Raw genomic sequence first — 20,354 nt, 5'->3', positions numbered from 1 at the left:
TAACATTATTAAATGATAAGTATTAATGACTTTCTGGTCAATAAATGTGCTTTATATTATGTAAATACAAAAACCGCATTCTTAATGAAAAGAATACGGTTTTTTCATCTATATTTCTTCAATTGTAAAATTTAAAAACTCAGTCTCAAATCCCTTATTTTTAGAAGGACTACACGTGTAAAAACCTATTTTAATAGGCTCATTCCCTATATCCTCCATTAAATGAGCGATTCTTATTTGTTCCCATTGATGGCTCTTTTTCACATATATTGTATAATCACCGCGTTTTCGAATAATTCGAAAACGAAGTTGTTGCTTAGCTGCTTCAGTTGGATAATCTTGCGTTGACCAGTCAGAATATCCATTATTCGTTACGACAGCTCCTAAATGAGAAGGGCCATCTGGAATATACTCTAATGAAGTTTTCAACCAACACTTTTCCGAAATCATAACAAAAAGACCTGCTTGATCGTATTTTGAATTTGGATTCATACACAATTGTACTTCAGCTTGAAAGTCTGTCATCATTTCATTATAAAATACATGACCATTCATGACTTCAAAACCATAATGTGTTTTAAGCCAAAAATCTGTTTCTGCTTTCGAACGGACAATAAACGCCTGCTTGTCATTAATTTTATAATATTCAGGGACATTCATTATAGTGAGCTGCTCAACATGTTTAGGTATATATGATATATTCATAGTTCCTCCATAATAAAACCTTTATACAAATATTTAAAACTCCGCTAATACTGGGAATTTATAACCTTTAAAATCTAACTCTTTATCACTTCGAACCATTAAATACTTGCTAGACTGTAATTCTGTAAACTGTACATCCTCAACCCCTAATTGATCCGGTGAAAAATAAAATTCGATTTCCGTAAACCTTTCATTGATTTCTCCACATAATTCATCTAAAACCGGAAGTACTGGCGCAAATACTCCAAATAATTTCAACTTTTCATTGTCTACTTCATAAACGATTAGAGCATCTAGTTTCTCTGAATAATACAATTTCTCATTCCATTCCGAATCATACATATTCAAATAAAATGAAGGATGGAAGTTTAAAGTTGAAAAACTATTTGAAAGTCTTTGGCTACTATCAATAGTTTCATGTATTAACTGTCTATTCTCTATATTATAGAAATCTAACTTTTTAAGTAGTGAATGGTTATTATTAATATTTTTATCATATGGTATAGTCATCAAATATTCCTGCACAACTTTAAATCCAAATGCTGTATATAGTTCAGGTTTTTCCGTAAACAATAATGCACATTCACATTTCTTATCAATTTCTTCTATCATTTTACTCATTAATTGTGTCATTAGCCCTTGTCTACGGAAATTAGGGTGTGTCATTACTGATTGAATACCCGCCGCATTTATTTTTTCACCATTAATTAATAATGGGAGTGAAAATGCCGCAACATTTGCAATCACTTTATCTTCTTGTAAAAATGATAAAGCTTTATATGTATCATCCCAATATCCTTTATCCGAAAAATCATTCAATGTTTGAGTTGTAATTCCAAACACTTCTTCAAATAAAGGAAATAACTGCTCTCTTTTCGGTTCTTCTATTAGAAGACTTGCCAATTTTTCAACATTCCCCATGTTGTACCTCCAAATGTTAAATTCCATTAAATTAGATATACTTATATGACCTACTCTTAAAAATAGAGGTCTTACCAATCAATATACTATCATAAAACATAAAAAAAAAGTCTAATTAATTTTATGTTTCGACTATTTGAAAATAAGTCGAATAAAAAAATATTAAGATTTTCGGATATTAATTAGTTTATTTTATAAAAATAGCGCTTTCTAATTAGCTTTTACTAATAGAAATACACTATTTATAATAAAATATTTTTATTCTTTTATCCCTTCAAGTCTTTCCTTCGTATTAATTTCTTCTCCACTTATACGCTTTTCAAAAGACTTTCTCCAACTATTTGAAAGTGCATTTACTTCTAATATCCTTTTTACCCCTTCAATATTTTGTTTTTCCTTATGCATAATACGGTTAGCGAATGCTACTGAAACACCTTTTGGATCAGACTGTAGTCTTTTTAAGGTGTCGACTGATGATACCCATCCTTCTTTTAATACACGAAAATAAAATCCTGTATATCCTGTTTCTTGAAAATATAGTGGTAACTTTGGAATATTATATTTTTTTGCTAATTTAAAACAAGGTTGCCTTGGTTGTGTTACCTGTACGATTGCCTGTCCTAGCTCAAATGTATCACCAATACAAACATCCTCTTCGCTCATACCACTAACTGTTATATTTTCTCCGAAAGCCCCATATACAAGATCTTGATTCAATTCTTTTTCCCAGTATGGATAGTGATCACCAGTATAAACACAAACTGCTTTATCTACTCCTCCATGATGAACTAAGTCAGCTTGTCCATCCCCATTAAATTTTACAAAGGATAAATATACCGGTTCCTTTACTTGTTTCTTATTTATGCCTGTATGAACTACCTTTCCACCGTATGTAACCTCTTTTGGTAATCCTATATTTAAAGATAATAATTGATATTCATTAGCCATTCTATTTCCTCCTTTAAAGGTGTTACATGTATTTTCTCTCAATTAATTTTTACAACCCTCTCTGCTATATAAAGATGATTATAAAACCTTTAAAATCATTGTTCAATTCAATTATTTATATAATAATGATAGGTATAACCTATTATTATACTTGAGGTGATTCCAATCGAATTACGACAACTTGAATACTTTTTAGCTGTTTCAAAAGAATTACATTTCACAAAAGCAGCTGAGAAATTAAATATTTCACAGCCTTCTCTAAGTCAACAAATACGTGCATTAGAGCATGAAGTAGGAATGCCACTTTTCGATCGAATTGGTAAAAAAATATCTTTAACTGAAGCAGGGAAGATTTTATTATCACATAGTAAAACCATTTTTCATGAAGTCGAACAAGCTCGTTCAGCTATTCAAGATCTAAACGGATTACAGCAAGGTTCCTTAACAATAGGGGCTTTGTTAACCGTCGTAAATTATTTACTACCACCAGCTATTTTAAATTTCAATAATTTATATCCCAATATAGAGCTTTCTGTATTAGGGCTTCGCACAGGAGATATTCGTGAAAAATTATTACGAAACGAACTAGATATTGGAATTACATTTCTCCCGGTGCAAGATAAAGAGATTATCTCTATCCCTCTATACAAAAGCGATCTTACATTAGTCGTGCCCACTGGTCATCGATTAGCTGAACGTAATCATGTATCTATTGCTGAATTACAGAACTATCCTTTAATTCTTTTACCTAAAAATTTCTTTTTAACCGAACTAATTACATCTCATTGTCAAAAATTCAACTTTAAACCAAGACCAATTTTAGAAATTAGCACGATGGAATCTTTAATCCAAATGGTTTCCAAAGGAATGGGAATTACAGTGTTACCCAAACCATATATAGACTTTTTACAAAATAATAACATTCAAGCTATTAAAATAGAAAACCCTACTCCAACAATTGAAATAGGGTTAATTTATAGAAAAGATAAATATATGTGTGCTGCAACTCAAGAATTTATTGAACAACTAAAAAGCACAGTACGTTCTTTCCAAAACTAAACAAAAGAGATTATCCTATGAAACCGTTTCATAGGATAATCTCTTTTCAAAACAAAGTAAACATTATATTAAACTCTTATAGATTTTAATGTACCTTTTTAGATATTGGAATATATTTAGTAAAATATGCACCAACTAGCAATAATACAATTGAAAATAACCAAGTAAAAGCACCGCCAAAGTGAAACCAATATGCAAACATATTTAAAATTGCGAGTGAAAAGAAGCAAATAGAAGTTAACGCACTTTTCAATCCTTTTATCCCAGATTTTTTTCTCTTTTGATAAGCAATATACATCGCAATGACAAGAAAAAAGATAAGAACAAATAGTAACATAACTTTTAGCATTGGTAATCCCTCCAGTGTAAATGCACTCTCTTCATTATCATCTTATCTCATTTATCTTTTAGGCATCAATTCATTCTTATCTTCCCTCCAAAAGTCAGTATAAGTTTTATTTTTAAAGTTCACGTTCACCTCAGAAAACGGCATACTTCCTCCAACTTTCAATGAGTACCAGTCGTTTAAAAGTGGTGATCCGAAACAAATCTTCATTGTACGATCATGTAAATCGAATAATACAGAATGTAAAGTTCCAAACCATTCTTCATAGTTATGTACAGTCAGTCCATCAGGATATTCTTCTTCTACTAACTTTTTTAAAGACTCTATGCTCACTTGTTCATATCCATTTAAATGCTCATGTAAAACATGATATCTCTTTGTAGATTGTTCTAATTTTCTATTATTTAATTTCTGAATTGATGAACTAACTGCATGGTTTGTTGATACAATAAAAGCTTGGTTGTCACCATCAATCGTTGTTGTGGATTTATGACCGTCAAATATTTCAATATGTGCTGCGTTTAAAGGATCAGCTACTATTAAATTAATATTACTAGCAATTGGTATTTCTTCTATTAGTGATTTAGCTTCCTGCACATTTTTACATTTCTCCAACAACAATCGAATTACCGCAAAACACTGTAAACCATTTACCATTGGCTTTCTTAAACCTGCAATGTTTCCTACTGGTTGACCACATGCTGAAAATGTAACAGATAATCCATGTTCGTTAACCCCTTCTGTTCGACCAAAATATTGAGTAGAAAAGCCACTATGTGCATACGCACCTTCAACATGCGTCGAGCAAAAACGCATATCATCTATTACTGGTGACAAATCATAATTTCTTAATACATAAGTGTGAGTTGAATCTGTCTTTTTAGGTAATACTGCACAATGACTACAACCTGCTTTCAATAGTGTTTGATAGTAATACATCATATTTTTTGAAGGAATTTTTAACACTTCACAAAAACCTTCAATTTCTTCATTAATTCCAGAACAATATTGATTTAATATATTTCTAGATTCTGTCCAATGGTTATGCGATATTAAGTTTTCTTGCTCTATAAATTGCGGAATAAGATAAGAATGTTGTTTCACAAATTCACCTTGTTGCTTACCAATTTCATAATGACTTCCTTTGAGCGATGAAAAATACCCCTTTACTTGATACATCAAATTCCCCTCTTATTAAACATATCCATATCGTACCAAATGAATCCCATTCATTCTTGATGTTTTTTACTACCTTAACTCCATGCCACTTTAAAACCTCCACTAATAATTATTTACTAAATAATTATTTTTTTGTTAATATCGCTATAGAAGCTTTACTTCAAAATAAAATAGTTTAATATCAAATGAGCAAAATACTATATTGAACTTACTCGTAAGCAATCATCTAATTTTTGAGATTAAGAAACTTATTTATCAAAGCAAAAGGAGGATTTATGTATGAGCAATTGCAAACCAATTGATGAATTAACTATTGAAGACCTAAAACAAAACCCCATTTGGGAATGGGCAATAGATGAAGAGGAAAACGAAGAACATGACGAAACATGGGTAAAACCAGCAGCAACTACTAATTTTACAGAGGAGCTAAACGGTTCAATCGTACTAGGCGAACTATTCTTACATAATGGTGAAAAATTCCCTATGATGTGTGAAATTGACATTGAAAATAACGAGGCAGTAATTCGTTCTGTTGTTTATTATAACGAAGCAGAAAATGAGTATATTACTATAGAAGATATTGTGAAAACGGTCGAAATGCCGTTATCGATTATTCTTAACCTAACAATTCATGCAGAATCCAAAACCTTACGCTTCACTGCACATAAAGTAGATATTTATAAAAATTCAATAACGACTAATTTAAATTAAAGTTGGGCGAAATAAAGAAAACAATTATTAAATAAAGTGAAGCTTTAATCAGTGGGGGTCTTACTGCCCAGCAAATAGCGGGATAAAAACCGGAAAATGATTATCGATTCCCCGGTTTTTCAAACTAGATTAAAGTATTCCCTTTTCTACTAAAGTCTCTGCGATTTGAACTGAATTCCAAGCCGCACCTTTTAATAGGTTATCAGAAACAATCCAGAGGTGGAATCCGTTTGGCATATCAGGATCTTTACGTATTCTTCCGACAAATGTATCTATTTTCCCTTCTGCATATAATGGCATTGGATACAGCTGTTTACTAGGGTTATCCTGCAAAATAACACCTGGTGCATCCATTAATACTTCCTTAATTTCCGTAACGGTTGCTTCTTTTTCCAGTTCTATATAAACCGATTCTGAATGCCCTGATACAACTGGAACACGTACACAAGTAGCTGCCATTTTCAGGTTTTCATCTTCTAATATTTTCTTCGTTTCTTGAATCATTTTTACTTCTTCAAAAGTAAAATCATTGTCTGTAAATATATCTACTTGAGGCAGTACATTAAACGCTATTGGGTAATGTTTTTTATCTTTTTTCGCCGGTAATATATTACTTTTCACTTCTTCACCAGCAAGCATAGACTTAGCCTGCTCTTGTAATTCATGAATCGCATGAATGCCAGAACCCGATACGGCTTGATATGTTGAAACGATAATTCTTTCTAAACCGAATGATTTTCGAATCGGCTGAAGTGCTGTTACCATCTGTAATGCTGAACAATTTGGAACTGCAATGATACCTTTATGCTGCTTTAAAGTATGCGCATTCACTTCCGGAACAACGAGCGGTACATCTTGCGCCATTCGGTACTCACTTGTGTTATCAATTACAATCGCACCACTAGAAACTGCATGAGTTACAAATTGTCTAGATACTTCTCCCCCAGCGCTAAAAAAGGCAATATCTACACCTTCAAAGCTAGTTGTTTTTGCCTCTTTTATAATTATCTCTCGTCCTTTGAATCTTACTTTCTTACCGGCGGATCGTTTTGACGAAAGCAATGTAACTTCAACTATATTAAACTTCATTTCATTCTCTAACAGTTCAATAATTTTTTGTCCTACCGCACCTGTAGCCCCAACAACAGCTACATGATAGCCCTTTTTGATCATCTTTTCTCCTCCAATATTACCTGAATGAATATTTCTACAATTTCATTTTATACAGAATTTAATCATTTGAAAAATTAAAATACATGATATAATCATTCACAAATCATGATAATAAAAGAGGGATCGCTTATGGAAATGAGACATGTTAAAACATTTTGCGCCATTGTGAAGTATGGTAATTTTTCTAAGGCTGCGCATGCGCTAGGTTATGCGCAATCTACTGTTACAGCACATATGAAAGCTTTAGAGAACGATTTACATATTCCTCTTTTCGATCGGTTAGGGAAAAAAGTGCTACTTACAAAAGCAGGTCATCAATTTCATCCTTATGCATTAGAATTACTTTCAATATATGAAAAAGCGCAAGAAATCCCCCAAAATACAGATTATTTAGAAGGTACATTAAGTATTACATCTAATGAATCATTAGCGGTATACCGATTACCACAATTATTACGTACTTACAAACAGAAAAATCCGAAAGTAAGTATCGTACTTGAAACAAACACAAATGAACAAGCATTACAAAAATTACGTGAAGGAGAAACAGACGTTATCTTCATAATTGGAGAAAGTATAGAACATAATGATTTTATTACGCGTACTTTGAGTAATGAAATATTTGGATGGATTTTACCAGATCATTCCGCTGCACATACAAATCCATTCCAGTTATTACAGGACACCCAGTTCATTTTTACAGAACAAAGCTGCGGCTATAGGCCAATGGTAGATCGTTTTTTATGTCAAAGTGGAAATATTCCAGCTAAAACATTTGAAACTTCTAATGTTGAAGTCATTAAACAATCCGTTATGTGTGAGTTAGGCATTTCAATTCTTCCTTATATCGTTGTACAAGAAAGTTGCCAAAAAGGACAACTATGTTTTCAACCTATCGAAACTCCAACAGTTATTCAAAGTTATGTAATCTATCATAAATCTAGATGGATTTCCCCGGTATTACAATCGTTCCTTTCCTTACTTGAACGAGACTAAAATATTAAGACGTACATAGAAAAAGAGTAATTGCCTAATAAGCAATTACTCTCTTTCATTAATTAGTATACTATTTATTAGTCTGTCCCCCACCTGCAATTAATTTACTACCTGAATATGTACCTTTGTTCATAAACACTTGATTAATTAATTCTTTTTGCTCAGCTTGCGACATTACTCCTTTTCCTTCTCCTAAATTCCCACTTTGTAATTTCCAAATCTTATTGTGATCCCCATCAACCTTTTCATATTTTCCTTGTTTCCATCGTTCTAAAATTTCTACATATGTACTTCCCTGTACAAGATCATTACTCTTTACAATATCAATTAAGCTTTCAATCCGCTCTTGTGTAATAAAAATATAGCCCCACTTTTGATCAGCTTTCGCTTTTTGATGTGCCATTTCATGTAATGCTGTCTGTATGTTCTCATCTGTCCATTTAAAATTTTTATTAAAACCACTATTCGGCAATGAATAATTTCCATTTTCTAAAAGCTTTGCATCTTCTGCTTTTACGTTACTATCAGCTAATACTTCTACTGCTGGAGCAGCTGGTGATGCCTTTTTCGCAGCTGGTTTACTATTATTTAAATAATGCAGCATACCATATGTTAAACCTACTCCAATTACCGCCATACCAGCTATAACACCTATTATTTTCAAAAATGTTTTCATCTCGCTTGTTTCCTCCCAAATATCTCCGTTCTGACTACCTAATTATTTCTTATATAAAAACTGTTACTTCATTCAAAATATCGCATCCCATCCCCTATCATATTATTTATATATACTTCCTCATATTGTATTTCTTTTTCTTTAAAATTGAAAGATTATTCTGTTAAATAATGAAAATATTCTACAAATTTTTCCTTTATATTTATAAAGAAACAAAAAAACAACGAGCGCGTTCTACAACACTCGTTGTTTTTACTTTATGCACGATTTTCTTTTAACCACTTCGTAATAGCATCTAACTTCGAAACATCAAAACGTCTTTCTTCACACACGTTCAAATTTTGTGAGTTTCTCACTATTTCTAATTCATTATTTCTTACACTTTTTGCCTCAATTAATTTACAATACCCATCTGTAACAGTATTTAAATTTTCATAATAACGCTGAAACGATTTTGATATATGTAAATGTTTTTCAAAGTTTCTCCTTCTTTTCGTTTCATCAGATACTTTCCGTTTTCTAAGTTCTTCATCGTTCGTATATAAATAAAAATATTGATCCGGAAAGCCAATTTCCCTATTTATCATCTTTTCTTTATAAAAATTTTCTATTAAAGATAATGGCTGATTAAATATATCAAAATGAAAACACCAATTATAACTAAGTGGCTGATAAATATCGCCATCGAGTATTACTAATTCATATTGCTTTGACTTCTGAACAGCTATATTCCAGCGCTCAACTTGTTTTTCAAAATACCATGTTCTATGTTCATTTTTTGGCCTTTCAAATAAAGAATTCACTTCAGGTATTATATAAGCACCATAATTCTTTTCTAATTCACGGCACGTGGTACTTTTACCAACAGCGCTTGCTCCCTCAAATGCTATTATCCCCATAGTTTCTCCCTCTTTCATTAACTAAAATTTCGTTGTTTCGCTTTTCTTCCCCATAACTTTCTCCATAAAACAATTGAAGCGACAGTGAGCATGATTGTTGTAATGATACTACCTTCAATTCCGAACGTGCCTCCATGCAATGTTTCTGGTCCATTTGTTATAGACTTAAAAATTGGAGTAGAATATACAGTTGTGCCACTAACTGCAAAACCATATACATTATATTGAGCCCAGTTCCAAATTGAGTGCCATGCACATATTCCCCACAGACCGTCTTCTTTCAATACATATAAAGCTGCGAAAACACCCACTAATATTATATTCGATATAGATAATATTGTAATTCCTGGATTAAGTAGATGAAGAAATCCAAATAAAAATGAAGTTACAATTATTCCAACCCATATACGACTTCTAACAGAAAGAACCGGGAATAACCAACCTCGTACAATAATTTCTTCCGTTGCCCCTTGTATTAAAAATGCAACTAGAGATCCTACTATTCCTACTATCACTGTTGAGGTAATATGTTGTACTTGCAATTTCACACTCCCCATTAATAATAGTAGAATAACTGGCGTTGAAATAAATAAAAACCCTATTAACGCACCTTTTAAATACTTTCTCATCCATTTCTCTTTCCAAAAGCCAATGGATGAAAAAGGTCTTTTTTCTACAAAACGAACCCATATAAATAAAATAAATATAGCTCCGCCAAACGTTAACACCATTCTAACATTGTCATAAATACCTTTCATGAATATCGTTTCAGCTTTCGGTAAAAATAACATAAATAACATAAAAAGTTCGCCTAAAGTCAAAAATATAATGGCTAATATTACAGCAAAGACTGGATGGACCTTTTTTCTCCCTGCTTTTGCTGCTTCAATTATTATAAATGAATTATTTTTCACTTTCTTTTCTCCTTTTATAATATTTAACTACCAACAGTAACCAACCATATTTTACCACGAAAAATATATTATTAATATTTACTCTAAGTTTTTCTTACATGATTTTGCATAAATCCCAATTAGGAATAATATATAAATAAAAGAGGTGCCTTTGTGCCTTTACTATTATCACCCAGATTACTCAGTGGTATTACCAGCACTTGCTATTTCCCACCATTTGTTGTAAGATAGTAATTAAGGTCAATTTAACACTATATTTTCTTTGCATATTATCAAGTATCAATCGGGGACAGTTTGTACTCCTTATGGGTTTTTGATAATATGTGAAATTTTATTTTCATTCAAATAAGGCCGATCATATTGTAATTTTTCTACTTTTAGGAGGCATTACCATGACATTAACAGGTAAAGTAAAATGGTTTAACAGCGAAAAAGGTTTCGGTTTCATCGAAGTTGCAGACGGTAACGATGTATTCGTTCACTTCTCAGCTATCACTGGCGACGGCTTCAAGTCTCTTGACGAAGGTCAAGAAGTTAGCTTTGAAGTTGAAGAAGGTAACCGCGGACCTCAAGCTAAAAACGTTGTAAAGCTATAATTCAAACAATAAAAAGGTTGTTACCAGCAAGGTTAACAACCTTTTTAATATATAACTAAAATTTTTTACATAAAAGGAGTGGTTACATGTATCGCAATCGAAAGAACGATGTAGCAGAAATACCACCAGAACAAACCCCTGTTTGGGAATGTGAATCAGAGGATTGTTTAGGATGGATGAGAAAGAACTTTTCATTTGAAGAAGAGCCTAAATGCCCTTTATGTAAAAGTAGCATGAAAAGCGGAGAACGTTTATTACCTAAATTAGGTTAATTTATAATAAAAAAACCCTCTTTTAATTAAGAGGTTTTTTTTATTATAAATTTATGTCCTCAACATCAGTTCGCACTATAGAATACAATAATGCATCGTGTTGCTTATTTCCTTGATGAATATATCCGCGCAATAGCCCTTCCTTTTGGAAGCCAATTTTAGATAACATTCTACAAGAAGTAACATTTTCAGGATATGTAATAGCTCCAATTCTAAACAAACCTAAATCTTTAAATCCATAATTAATAATTTCTCCAGCTGCTTCTGAAGCATAACCATTTCCCCAATAGCGAGGATGCAGATCATATCCAATCTCAGATCGTTTACTCCATAATTGTAAATTGTTTAGTCCAATTGTTCCTATTAAAACGTTCGTTTCTTTTAACACAATTCCCCATCGTATTGCCTTTTTCTTAAAGTAATTTTTTGAAAAAGATTCGATCATACGTGAAGCTTGTCCAAACTCCGTAAAAGAATTCATACCGTAGTAACACGTCACTTCATCCAATGAAAAGATTTCATATATTTTTTGACAATAAGATTGTTCTATTTCAACTAAACGTAAGCGTTCTGTTTCTAGTATAGGAAATGCCATAGGATCACTCCTTTCTCTCTACTCATTCATTATATCAGAAAAAATATGTATAATTAGTAAAGTCCTTATTGTTCCATAAATCAAACATTTCTAATGGCACATTCTCTCTTAATTCTATATACACGAATTAGATACCTTCTGATTGCACCTCAAACATGACGCTATAATTTCCATAAATCGAATTTTAAATTATCAAGAACTGTAAAGAAATTGTTTCTTCATTTTCTCCTTCTAAACAACCAACCTACCCCATACATTTATGGTAAAATATAGTTAATATATTATTTTATTGTGGAGGTGAAGATTTCCTATGTATATATTCATCGGCTTATCCCTCTTACTCATATTACTTATTTTTTTATTCGCAAAAAAATTCACACCAAACTCATTCATGATGACTAGCTTTAAAGGTAATAGCTTTAGGACATTTTCAATCGGTATTTTAATCGCTGCCATACTCTCACTTTCATATGGAACTTATCATGCGGTAACATATAAACCTAGTTATTTAGATATTAAATTAAAAAATCAAAACTATACTGTTTTCGGTAATGTAGGCGAATTCGGTTATTTCTCCGAAGAATTATTAAAAAAAGATACAGAAGTACAACTATATTTCGTCTCTTGGAAAACAATACAGTTAAAAAATCCGGTAATACTTATAGAATATCCTTCAGGAAAACAAGAAACATGGAAGCCAAATATCGTATCAATACCGGTAAATAAATTACAAGAAAAACATGATATAAAAGATATTTATCAACTATCACCGTATTCATTTAAAGAGTCTGGAGAAATAACATTAACAATAAAAGAAAACAATGTAAAAAACAATACAATTTCCATTCAAATAAAATAAATAAAAACTGTTCCTCCATTTTGCTGAAGGAACAGTTTTTATTTATTCTACAGTATTATTTATTTAATGTAGCCATTATTTCATTGGCTATATTCTTTCCATTTCCAATACACGCACCAATTCCGACACCATAATATGAGGCACCAGCTAAATATACATTTGGATAAAGATTCGTCATTTTTTCTTGCAATGCTTGAACCGCTTGATTATGTTCTAAATGATATTTCGGCATTAAATCTTTCCAATTTGTAACTTCGACTACTTCTGGCTCACCTTTAATTCCGAGACTCTTTTCAATATCATATAAAGCTACTCGTACTAATTCTTCTTCACTATAATTTTTGATTGTTTCATATACCGGATTGGTGCTCTTATAAAACATTCTTACTAATAATTTTTGTTTACCCGATGTATGTTTCCACTTTCGACTTGTCCATGTACAAGCATCACAATGTAAATCACTGTTTTCCGTTACAATAAACCCTGTGCCGTCAGCTGGTAGTTGTTCATCTAGTATGTCAAATCCTAAGTAAATACTTATAAGAGATGAGTTTTTAAATGTATTAAACTGCTCATTTAACTCATTAGACTGTAATAAAGTTTGTGCTATATCATGCGGAGCTGCTAAAACAACATAATCAGCTTGTATTGTTTCATGATTTACAAAAGAAATCTCATATCGATCTTCTTGTTTACTTACAGCCGTCGTTATAGCACCTTTTTTTACGACAGTTTCAGTGAGCACTTCTTCTAAGCGATTAATTATCGTAGATAGTCCACCTTTAAATGATACGAATTTTTTATTTCCTGCTGATTGAAATTGTTTTTTATTCTCTTCAAAACCTTTAATAATACTTCCATACTTATTTTTATAATCCAGTAAATACGGTAATGTAGATGCCATTGTAAGCTCATTCAACTTACCAGAATATACGCCTGAAAGTACAGGAGCAATTTGTCTTTCCACTAACTCTTTCCCTAAGAAACTTTCTAAAAATAGAGCAAGTGATGTATCTTCCGTAAACTCTTTATTTTTCGTTATGAAATCTTTTAAAGCTACGATTTTCCCTTTCGTTGAGACTAGCGTACTGCTAAACAAAGACTGGGCGCTCATCGGTATCCCAAATATAGTATCAGAAGGAATCGGATGTAACATGTTTTCAGAATATATGTAAGAAATACCCGTTTCATTATATACCATTTCATCTTCTAAATTTAAATCTTTTACAAGTGGCATAACATATTCATTACGAGCAACGATTGAATCCGCTCCTGACTCCATAATGAAATCCTTTTCTTCCACACTATGGATTTTACCACCTAAATACTCTTCTTTCTCAATAAGAATTAAATTTAAATCGATATTATAATCCTTTTTTAATTTTTCTAAATAAAACATAGTAGAAAGTCCCGTTATACCTCCACCGATAACAACAACTGTTTTCATATGTGCTGCGCTCCTAACCGATACAATTAATAATTCCTTTTTATTATAACCAAAAGTCCTTATATTCGACTAGCAAGTTGCGCATTCTGTAAGAAATTAGACAATATATTTGAATATATTTTCAAATTACCTAATAAAAAAGAACTATAACATATACAAACCACGTCATAGTTCTCTTTATTTTAAAAACATAAAGTAATTGATTAATTTGTCTAGTTCTTGACTCAATGCCAATACTTTTTCATGTTGAATTCCATAATCCGATACTAAATATAAAAGTTCTTCTTTTTTTATTTCAATTACTTTTTCCAATTTCGCTAGTTCCATGTCGTTTTACATCTCTCCAAAAATAAAATGTATGTATTTCAGTATAGCCTACTTACATAATTAGTAAAAGTAAAATACGCATGTAAAATCTTACATATTTGAAAAAATAATATACTACTAACAAAAAAAGAAACTAGATTAAGCTTCCTTTTACAGATTATTGACGTTCATTAAGAATGAATAACATACCGGAATTTTTCTAATGTTATATCTTTATAATTTGGAGCTCTCTTTATATGATTAAAATAACTGGCAATTGCAGCTGCTCCAAAATGCGCATGCCAAATATCATTTGTTTCTTTTTTACATTGAAAAATAATTGAAAGGCCGCCTTTTAAAATACTTTTGTTTTCCATTTTCTTTCTCCTCTAGTTAAAATCACTATATTTTCATCCTAAAGATGGTGTCAGTACAAATAAAATGTGATTCGATTCATCACTTTTATTCAAAAATCGATGCTTCACATTTGGTGGAATACGTACAACATCGCCTTCTTCTAAAAAATATTCTTTTCCCTCCAATTCTACGTACACTTCCCCTTTCATAATAACAGCAATCTCTTCCTTATCTTCATGGGAATAATGACTTTCTGTTGTGTTTGCTTGTTTATTTAAATCCATCATTAACATTTCAATACGTGCTTTCATAAAATCAGGTGTTAATACATCATATACAATGTGATCATTGTTTTCCCGATATACTTTTTTTCGATCTTTTTTCTTAGAAATGAGCGAATCTGTATCGATATCATTAATAAAAAGTGTAAACAGCGGTACATTTAATGCTTTTGCAATTAACTCCAAAACATTTAAAGAAGGATTAGCATGTCCTCTTTCAATTTGGCTAATTAGTGATGTACTAATCCCTGCATAATCAGCGAATTCACGAATTGTCATATTATTTTTCTTACGATAACTTAATACTGTTTGTCCAAGCCTATCATGTATCATAGTAAAACTTCCTTTCGTCCATCATAATGCATATTTCATTGTCTTTGTGCTGACATACTAAACAAAGGCAAATAATCCTTTCCTATTATCTCCGGGACTTATATACTTACTTTTGTACATTATATCGCATTAAGTTTATTATAATAAACATTCTATCGGAGGGACAAACTTTGAAATCACCTATTCTTTCATATTTCATCTTATTTTTTGGTGTATTCGCCTTATCAACTTCAGCAATTTTTGTAAAATTGGCAGATGCTCCTGCGACAATCATTGCTTTTTACCGATTATTCTTTGCCACACTGATCCTGTTACCGTTATTACTATTTAATAAAAATAGTCGAAATGAGCTAAAAACTTTAACGAAAAAACAATGGACATTCGGATTCACATCTGGGCTATTTTTAGCTGCACATTATGTACTATGGTTTGAATCATTACAATATACTTCTGTAGCAAGCTCTACAGTTATCGTAACGTTACAACCTTTGTTCTCAATGATTGGTGGTTATTTTTTATTTAAGGAGAGATTTACGAAAGGAGCGGTTATTGGTTGCCTCATCGCTATTTCAGGTAGTATCATCATTGGCTGGCAAGATTTCAAAATTAGTGGAGAAGCTTTATATGGAGATATTTTAGCATTTATCGCTGCCGGTATCATTACTGCTTATTTTTTCATTAGCCAACACGTTCGTAAAGATTTGTCACTTATACCATATTCGGTAATTAGTTATGGAAGTAGTGCTGGCTTTCTTAGCATATTTGCTTTCATGCAACAAGAATCTTTCATCCATTACTCTACACAAACTTGGTTGTGCTTTATTGGATTAGCTTTCATTGCTACAATTTTAGGACAAACCATTTTTAATTGGTTATTAAAATGGATGAGTGCTACTGTAATTTCAATGAGTATTTTAGGTGAAACAATTGGCACTTGTATGCTAGCGTACTTTATATTACATGAGACTATTTCTTTACAACAAGGACTAGGAATTACCGTTATTTTTATTGGTTTAGTATTATTTTTATTACAGCCAAATTCTAATGAAAAAGCATGACAGTAGTATACTGTCATGCTTTTAACTATTCATTATGTACAATTAAACCATTCGGTCTAAAACGACTCATCATAATTTCATTAATAAACTTTCCGTGAGCTTTCAAATTCCCTATCTTTACTCCCTCTTCTAAAAATCCAAATTTTTCATATAAAGCTTTTGCTTTTGGATTCGTTTCTAACACACCTAGTTCTACTCTCTCTAACATTAACCAATTATCAGCCAGATCAAGCATCTTCATAAGAAGTGCTTTCCCAATTCCTTTATTATGATATTCACTGTCTACCCCAATGAATAAATCGCCTGAATGAGATCTTCGGCCCGGACTTTGTGTTAAACCTACAAATCCAACAACTTCTCCATCATATTCTGCAACAAATTCAAATTGATTTGGTGCTAAATTTCGAATTCTATTTTCCATAGCTTCTACACGCATGCTAGGTAAGAAAACCATATACGGTAAAACGTCATCCTGTATACATATACGATGAATTGCTCTAGCATCTTGTATTTCTACTGCTCTAACGTTGATCCCCATCTTTCTCTCCTCCATATAAATAACAATATATTTGTTTGTGTGTATTCTAGAAACGTGTATGAATGACCTTCTCACTCGTATTTCTTTATGTCATTTTTACATAATTATTTCGATATAATACTTAATTTCCAAAAAGATTAACAACTATATGGATTTGGTTAACTTTTCGCCTCGTTATATAAATTAAGCAAATTTTCAATTGGAATACCATTTAGTTTCATGCCGACTATATTACAATTTTCTATTTCAATATTTTTCAGATTACTATTACTTATAGTGCTGCCTTCCAAATCACATTTATCGAATACAATAGGTTCCTTCTCATCTCCGAGACTTGTATTTTTAAATTGCACTCCACCTAAAGTCACCAAATTAAATTTACTGCCAGAAAGATTTAAATCTGCATATGATGACCATCTAAAATTTATATTTCTAAACTTTGATTGACTTACATTACAATTACTCATATTCATATTTATTATATTGCTACCAACAAATGAACTGTTTTTTAAATTCACTTGATAATACCCTGTATTCGCTAAATTACAGTTTTCGTATTGACTATTTTTCATATCTTTATTTGTAACTACACTCTCTTTGTTTGAGCTTGTTTTTATTCTTTTCACGTAACAATACTCATCTTCCGATTCAAAAATCATTTGGTAGCCCATCTTTTTATAAAAGTGATGATTATTAATTTGTCTACTAGATGTTTCGAGATCCCAAATCTTTATGTTTGGATATTCCTTTTCTATTAATTTCATAACATGTGATCCAATTCCTTTTCCTTGATAAACAGGATCTACAAAAATACGATCAATTCGACCGTACGACTTACCAGAAATCGTAACTATTATCCCTCCAATTATTTCTTTATCCATTACAACTTTGAAAGAATCCAATTCTTCAATGGAATATTCCATCATTTCAACTGAAGAGTACCCTGGCGGTTGAATGTTATAATCAATGACATCATCTTGGCCGTATAGCCATTGTTTTGCTTCTGCATCAAATGTTCTTTTCATTATTTCTGTTAATTTCTCAGCATCTAAAATTGTAGCTTTTTCTATAGATATTCTCGTCATTTTCGTTTTCCCCTTCATTATTACAAACCAACCATTTTTGTGAATGCCATAATTATCAATTCACTTTTATTTTTAATACTTTTCCCATTATTACATATGGAACATCATTTTTACTTGTATGAAATGGTTCTAAAACATTTACCCAATCTAATCTTTCATATAACGAACGTGCTTTTTCATTGTTTATTTGTGTTGTTAAAACACTCGTTCTATTTGAAAGCCCTTCTAGTAATTCATTATGTAATTTCGTTCCAAGACCTTTATTTTGATATTGTGGGTGAACTGCTAACTCTACAAATTCAAAACAATCTTGCAACCATTCGTCTACTTGCTCTAGATGTAACGCTTCTCTCATTAATTGATTATAGTACTGTCCCTCGATTGAGCGATAACCATAAGTAAAGCCAACTACTTCATTTTCATCATTTATTGCTACTATACCTTTAAAACCTGTATATTCTATATGCCTATTCATTCGCTCGATCATTTCATTGAAATTTATTTTCTCAAATACTTTACAATACAATTTTGCCATATCCCCAATTAAGATTTCATCTTTTTCAATGCTTACGAATTTCACTTTATTCCCCCCTGTTAAACATTTACATACTTAAAATTTTAAAAACAAAGGAAATTAATACTAATCACTCTCTTTACTATTAAACTACAAATCACCCTATATTTTCCACAATTACTTAGTATTAATGAATAAAAGAAGAGACCATGTAATATCAACATGGTCTCTTCTTTTATTCATTTTCAATTTTATTCCGCTATTTGCCGGGCAGTAAGACCCCCATCTCAAAATTCAGCGAAAGCAAAGAAGTTAGGTGGGGGTCGGGCTAATAATCAGCGGGGGCTGACACCCCACTGATTAAAGTTTCACTTTATATAATTAAAAATTAGATATTACTTAAGCCAATCGTTGCAAGTGTTACTTAACTGCTGTAAATCTTCTATAAATTGACTCGCATCATATCCATCACAAACCGAATGATGTACTTGCAATGAAACTGGTAGCATAACCTTATTTCCTTCGTTAAAATATTTCCCACAAGTTATAATTGGCAATAGAAAATTTTCATCATTATTAATATTAAGATTAAATCCAGTAAAACTAGTCCAAGGTATGCTAGAAATCGGAAATACATTAGGAGGAATATTTTCTTTCGTGAAAAGACCATGAACACTAGCATAGCATCTCATATCGTCTTCATAATTTTTATAGAAAGTGCGGAAATCACTTGAATAATCCGTCCATATACTTGAAAAAGACTTATCATCTTTATGAAAGATTGTATAACTCGGTATCATTTCCTCCCAATAGCCTAAAACTCCTTCATCGTTAAAACATGTTCGAAATTTTTTATGATTATTTACTACTCTAGAAATTAAATATATAAAAACGGGATAAAATTTTATTCCCTTTTGATATACTTCCTCTAATAACATCGTGATATCAACATTAACAGTCATACTAAATGTACATTTCAACTTTAAATAATGCTCAAAATACTGCTCTCTATTCCAATCTTCTCTATCAATTACATGAAACTTCATTCTAATAGCCTCCTAAAGTTTTCTTTTTATTTTAGAAGGCTATTTCCCTTGCTTTCACCATAATTGTTCACTCCTAACAGTTTACATTTCACCCTAATTATTTATTTAATTATATAACATATGTAAGAATCAATTCACATATTTCTTGAAATCCATCCACATACTATAGATAAATCAAATGAAATTTGGAGGATACATACATGAATAACAAAAATATGAATAAAAAAGAAAATGTTACTGAAAATACTACATCTATTCAAAATAATAATACTGCAAACCTTACTATTGAAGAACAAGCAATGAACGGCTTATACGGAATGCCCGAAACAACAATTGAAGATGCTGATCACGCTGCAGCTGATGATTTGACTTCAAAAAATTAATTAACTACATTGAAAAAAGCCAAGGAAAATTGAAGTGACCCCTAAAAGTTAGACACGGTTATTTCATTAGGCAGCTTGATAAAAATGAGTCCGGTATTGCACCGGGCTCATTTTTAATTTTGCCTTTATCCGTTTTGTATTGTAATAATCTATATAT

27 protein-coding genes are annotated in these 20,354 nt (G+C 31.4%); 8 read left to right on the top strand and 19 right to left on the bottom strand.

Annotated elements, in window-relative coordinates; all coding sequences use genetic code 11:
• Positions 1-108: 108 nt before the first annotated feature.
• The 3 genes from D1166_RS11750 to D1166_RS11740 form a co-directional block, all read right to left on the bottom strand.
• Complete coding sequence (locus tag D1166_RS11750; protein ID WP_001027686.1) at positions 109-705, bottom strand: DUF1349 domain-containing protein; 597 nt, start codon at positions 703-705, stop codon at positions 109-111.
• A gap of 33 nt (positions 706-738) precedes the next feature.
• Positions 739-1,626, bottom strand: a complete 888-nt coding sequence (locus D1166_RS11745; protein ID WP_000528676.1) for a GNAT family N-acetyltransferase — start codon at positions 1,624-1,626, stop codon at positions 739-741.
• A 258-nt stretch (positions 1,627-1,884) separates the two neighbouring features.
• Positions 1,885-2,574, bottom strand: a complete 690-nt coding sequence (locus tag D1166_RS11740; protein WP_001263003.1) for an MOSC domain-containing protein — start codon at positions 2,572-2,574, stop codon at positions 1,885-1,887.
• Positions 2,575-2,730: 156 nt separating this feature from the next.
• Between D1166_RS11740 and D1166_RS11735 the strand changes: the two genes are divergently transcribed.
• Complete coding sequence (locus tag D1166_RS11735) at positions 2,731-3,633, top strand: LysR family transcriptional regulator (protein ID WP_097797608.1); 903 nt, start codon at positions 2,731-2,733, stop codon at positions 3,631-3,633.
• Between the two features lie 85 nt (positions 3,634-3,718).
• On the opposite strand, the gene D1166_RS11730 is transcribed toward D1166_RS11735, so the two are convergent.
• Entirely contained in the window at positions 3,719-3,982 is a 264-nt protein-coding gene (locus D1166_RS11730; RefSeq protein WP_061654642.1) for a hypothetical protein, read from the bottom strand.
• A gap of 51 nt (positions 3,983-4,033) precedes the next feature.
• Complete coding sequence (locus D1166_RS11725) at positions 4,034-5,158, bottom strand: C45 family autoproteolytic acyltransferase/hydrolase (RefSeq protein WP_044584451.1); 1,125 nt, start codon at positions 5,156-5,158, stop codon at positions 4,034-4,036.
• Between the two features lie 279 nt (positions 5,159-5,437).
• Here D1166_RS11725 and D1166_RS11720 point away from each other — a divergent pair, with 279 nt between their 5' ends.
• Positions 5,438-5,869, top strand: a complete 432-nt coding sequence (locus D1166_RS11720; protein ID WP_098221116.1) for a hypothetical protein — start codon at positions 5,438-5,440, stop codon at positions 5,867-5,869.
• Positions 5,870-5,998: 129 nt separating this feature from the next.
• Here the strand turns inward: D1166_RS11720 and D1166_RS11715 are convergent, their stop codons facing one another.
• Positions 5,999-7,042 (bottom strand): aspartate-semialdehyde dehydrogenase, encoded by a 1,044-nt coding sequence (locus D1166_RS11715; protein WP_000591702.1) that lies wholly within the window; start codon positions 7,040-7,042, stop codon positions 5,999-6,001.
• A 129-nt stretch (positions 7,043-7,171) separates the two neighbouring features.
• Here D1166_RS11715 and D1166_RS11710 point away from each other — a divergent pair, with 129 nt between their 5' ends.
• Positions 7,172-8,038: a LysR family transcriptional regulator gene (locus D1166_RS11710; RefSeq protein WP_097797609.1), complete on the top strand. Its 867-nt coding sequence runs from the start codon at positions 7,172-7,174 to the stop codon at positions 8,036-8,038.
• A 70-nt stretch (positions 8,039-8,108) separates the two neighbouring features.
• Here the strand turns inward: D1166_RS11710 and D1166_RS11705 are convergent, their stop codons facing one another.
• The 3 genes from D1166_RS11705 to D1166_RS11695 all read right to left on the bottom strand — a co-directional run bounded on the left by D1166_RS11705 (position 8,109) and on the right by D1166_RS11695 (position 10,527).
• On the bottom strand, positions 8,109-8,714 hold the full coding sequence (locus tag D1166_RS11705) for a PRK06770 family protein (protein WP_000846984.1): 606 nt from the start codon (positions 8,712-8,714) through the stop codon (positions 8,109-8,111).
• A 257-nt stretch (positions 8,715-8,971) separates the two neighbouring features.
• The gene (locus D1166_RS11700) at positions 8,972-9,631 is read right to left on the bottom strand and encodes a nucleoside/nucleotide kinase family protein (RefSeq protein ID WP_002005064.1); all 660 of its coding nucleotides are present in this window, start codon (positions 9,629-9,631) and stop codon (positions 8,972-8,974) included.
• Positions 9,631-10,527, bottom strand: coding sequence for a CPBP family intramembrane glutamic endopeptidase (locus D1166_RS11695; protein WP_000794817.1), 897 nt, complete (start codon positions 10,525-10,527; stop codon positions 9,631-9,633). The genes D1166_RS11700 and D1166_RS11695 overlap by 1 nt, the downstream gene beginning before the upstream one ends.
• A gap of 392 nt (positions 10,528-10,919) precedes the next feature.
• On the opposite strand from D1166_RS11695, the gene cspD reads away from it, so the two are divergent.
• Together cspD and D1166_RS11685 are read left to right on the top strand one after the other, a co-directional pair.
• On the top strand, positions 10,920-11,123 hold the full coding sequence (gene cspD, locus D1166_RS11690) for a cold-shock protein CspD (protein ID WP_000176366.1): 204 nt from the start codon (positions 10,920-10,922) through the stop codon (positions 11,121-11,123).
• 86 nt (positions 11,124-11,209) lie between these two features.
• On the top strand, positions 11,210-11,395 hold the full coding sequence (locus tag D1166_RS11685) for a cold-shock protein (protein WP_098221117.1): 186 nt from the start codon (positions 11,210-11,212) through the stop codon (positions 11,393-11,395).
• A 43-nt stretch (positions 11,396-11,438) separates the two neighbouring features.
• Here D1166_RS11685 and D1166_RS11680 read toward each other — a convergent pair whose 3' ends face one another.
• The gene (locus D1166_RS11680) at positions 11,439-11,990 is read right to left on the bottom strand and encodes a GNAT family N-acetyltransferase (RefSeq protein ID WP_074595818.1); all 552 of its coding nucleotides are present in this window, start codon (positions 11,988-11,990) and stop codon (positions 11,439-11,441) included.
• A gap of 310 nt (positions 11,991-12,300) precedes the next feature.
• On the opposite strand from D1166_RS11680, the gene D1166_RS11675 reads away from it, so the two are divergent.
• Positions 12,301-12,849 carry a hypothetical protein gene (locus tag D1166_RS11675; RefSeq protein ID WP_000275247.1) on the top strand — a complete coding sequence of 183 codons (549 nt, stop codon included), beginning with the start codon at positions 12,301-12,303 and terminating at the stop codon, positions 12,847-12,849.
• A gap of 55 nt (positions 12,850-12,904) precedes the next feature.
• Here the strand turns inward: D1166_RS11675 and D1166_RS11670 are convergent, their stop codons facing one another.
• The 4 genes from D1166_RS11670 to D1166_RS11655 form a co-directional block, all read right to left on the bottom strand.
• On the bottom strand, positions 12,905-14,296 hold the full coding sequence (locus D1166_RS11670) for a protoporphyrinogen oxidase (protein ID WP_097797610.1): 1,392 nt from the start codon (positions 14,294-14,296) through the stop codon (positions 12,905-12,907).
• Positions 14,297-14,473: 177 nt separating this feature from the next.
• Positions 14,474-14,623 carry an aspartyl-phosphate phosphatase Spo0E family protein gene (locus tag D1166_RS11665; RefSeq protein WP_000417698.1) on the bottom strand — a complete coding sequence of 50 codons (150 nt, stop codon included), beginning with the start codon at positions 14,621-14,623 and terminating at the stop codon, positions 14,474-14,476.
• Positions 14,624-14,793: 170 nt separating this feature from the next.
• Entirely contained in the window at positions 14,794-14,979 is a 186-nt protein-coding gene (locus tag D1166_RS11660; RefSeq protein WP_000428897.1) for a hypothetical protein, read from the bottom strand.
• A 33-nt stretch (positions 14,980-15,012) separates the two neighbouring features.
• Positions 15,013-15,573, bottom strand: coding sequence for a helix-turn-helix domain-containing protein (locus D1166_RS11655; protein ID WP_000581029.1), 561 nt, complete (start codon positions 15,571-15,573; stop codon positions 15,013-15,015).
• A 170-nt stretch (positions 15,574-15,743) separates the two neighbouring features.
• Here D1166_RS11655 and D1166_RS11650 point away from each other — a divergent pair, with 170 nt between their 5' ends.
• A complete protein-coding gene (locus tag D1166_RS11650; RefSeq protein ID WP_000841812.1) occupies positions 15,744-16,631 on the top strand; it encodes a DMT family transporter in 888 nt (295 codons plus the stop codon).
• Between the two features lie 25 nt (positions 16,632-16,656).
• Here D1166_RS11650 and D1166_RS11645 read toward each other — a convergent pair whose 3' ends face one another.
• The 4 genes from D1166_RS11645 to catA form a co-directional block, all read right to left on the bottom strand.
• Entirely contained in the window at positions 16,657-17,169 is a 513-nt protein-coding gene (locus tag D1166_RS11645; RefSeq protein ID WP_098221118.1) for a GNAT family N-acetyltransferase, read from the bottom strand.
• 158 nt (positions 17,170-17,327) lie between these two features.
• Positions 17,328-18,272: a GNAT family N-acetyltransferase gene (locus tag D1166_RS11640; RefSeq protein WP_002061342.1), complete on the bottom strand. Its 945-nt coding sequence runs from the start codon at positions 18,270-18,272 to the stop codon at positions 17,328-17,330.
• Positions 18,273-18,309: 37 nt separating this feature from the next.
• A complete protein-coding gene (locus D1166_RS11635; protein WP_098221119.1) occupies positions 18,310-18,834 on the bottom strand; it encodes a GNAT family N-acetyltransferase in 525 nt (174 codons plus the stop codon).
• 329 nt (positions 18,835-19,163) lie between these two features.
• Positions 19,164-19,814, bottom strand: a complete 651-nt coding sequence (gene catA / locus D1166_RS11630; RefSeq protein ID WP_000668532.1) for a type A chloramphenicol O-acetyltransferase — start codon at positions 19,812-19,814, stop codon at positions 19,164-19,166.
• 200 nt (positions 19,815-20,014) lie between these two features.
• Between catA and D1166_RS11625 the strand changes: the two genes are divergently transcribed.
• Positions 20,015-20,197 (top strand): DUF4021 domain-containing protein, encoded by a 183-nt coding sequence (locus D1166_RS11625; protein ID WP_001060657.1) that lies wholly within the window; start codon positions 20,015-20,017, stop codon positions 20,195-20,197.
• Between the two features lie 66 nt (positions 20,198-20,263).
• On the opposite strand, the gene D1166_RS11620 is transcribed toward D1166_RS11625, so the two are convergent.
• A partial coding sequence (locus tag D1166_RS11620; protein ID WP_130953558.1) for an IS3 family transposase occupies positions 20,264-20,354 on the bottom strand: 91 nt, incomplete at its 5' end.

Source organism: Bacillus sp. ISO11, assembly GCF_003458115.1.
In the GTDB taxonomy this organism is placed as follows: Bacteria; Bacillota; Bacilli; order Bacillales; family Bacillaceae_G; genus Bacillus_A; species Bacillus_A cereus.
Note: the sequence above shows the minus strand (reverse complement) of the source record. Positions and strands in the feature narration are given on the sequence as shown.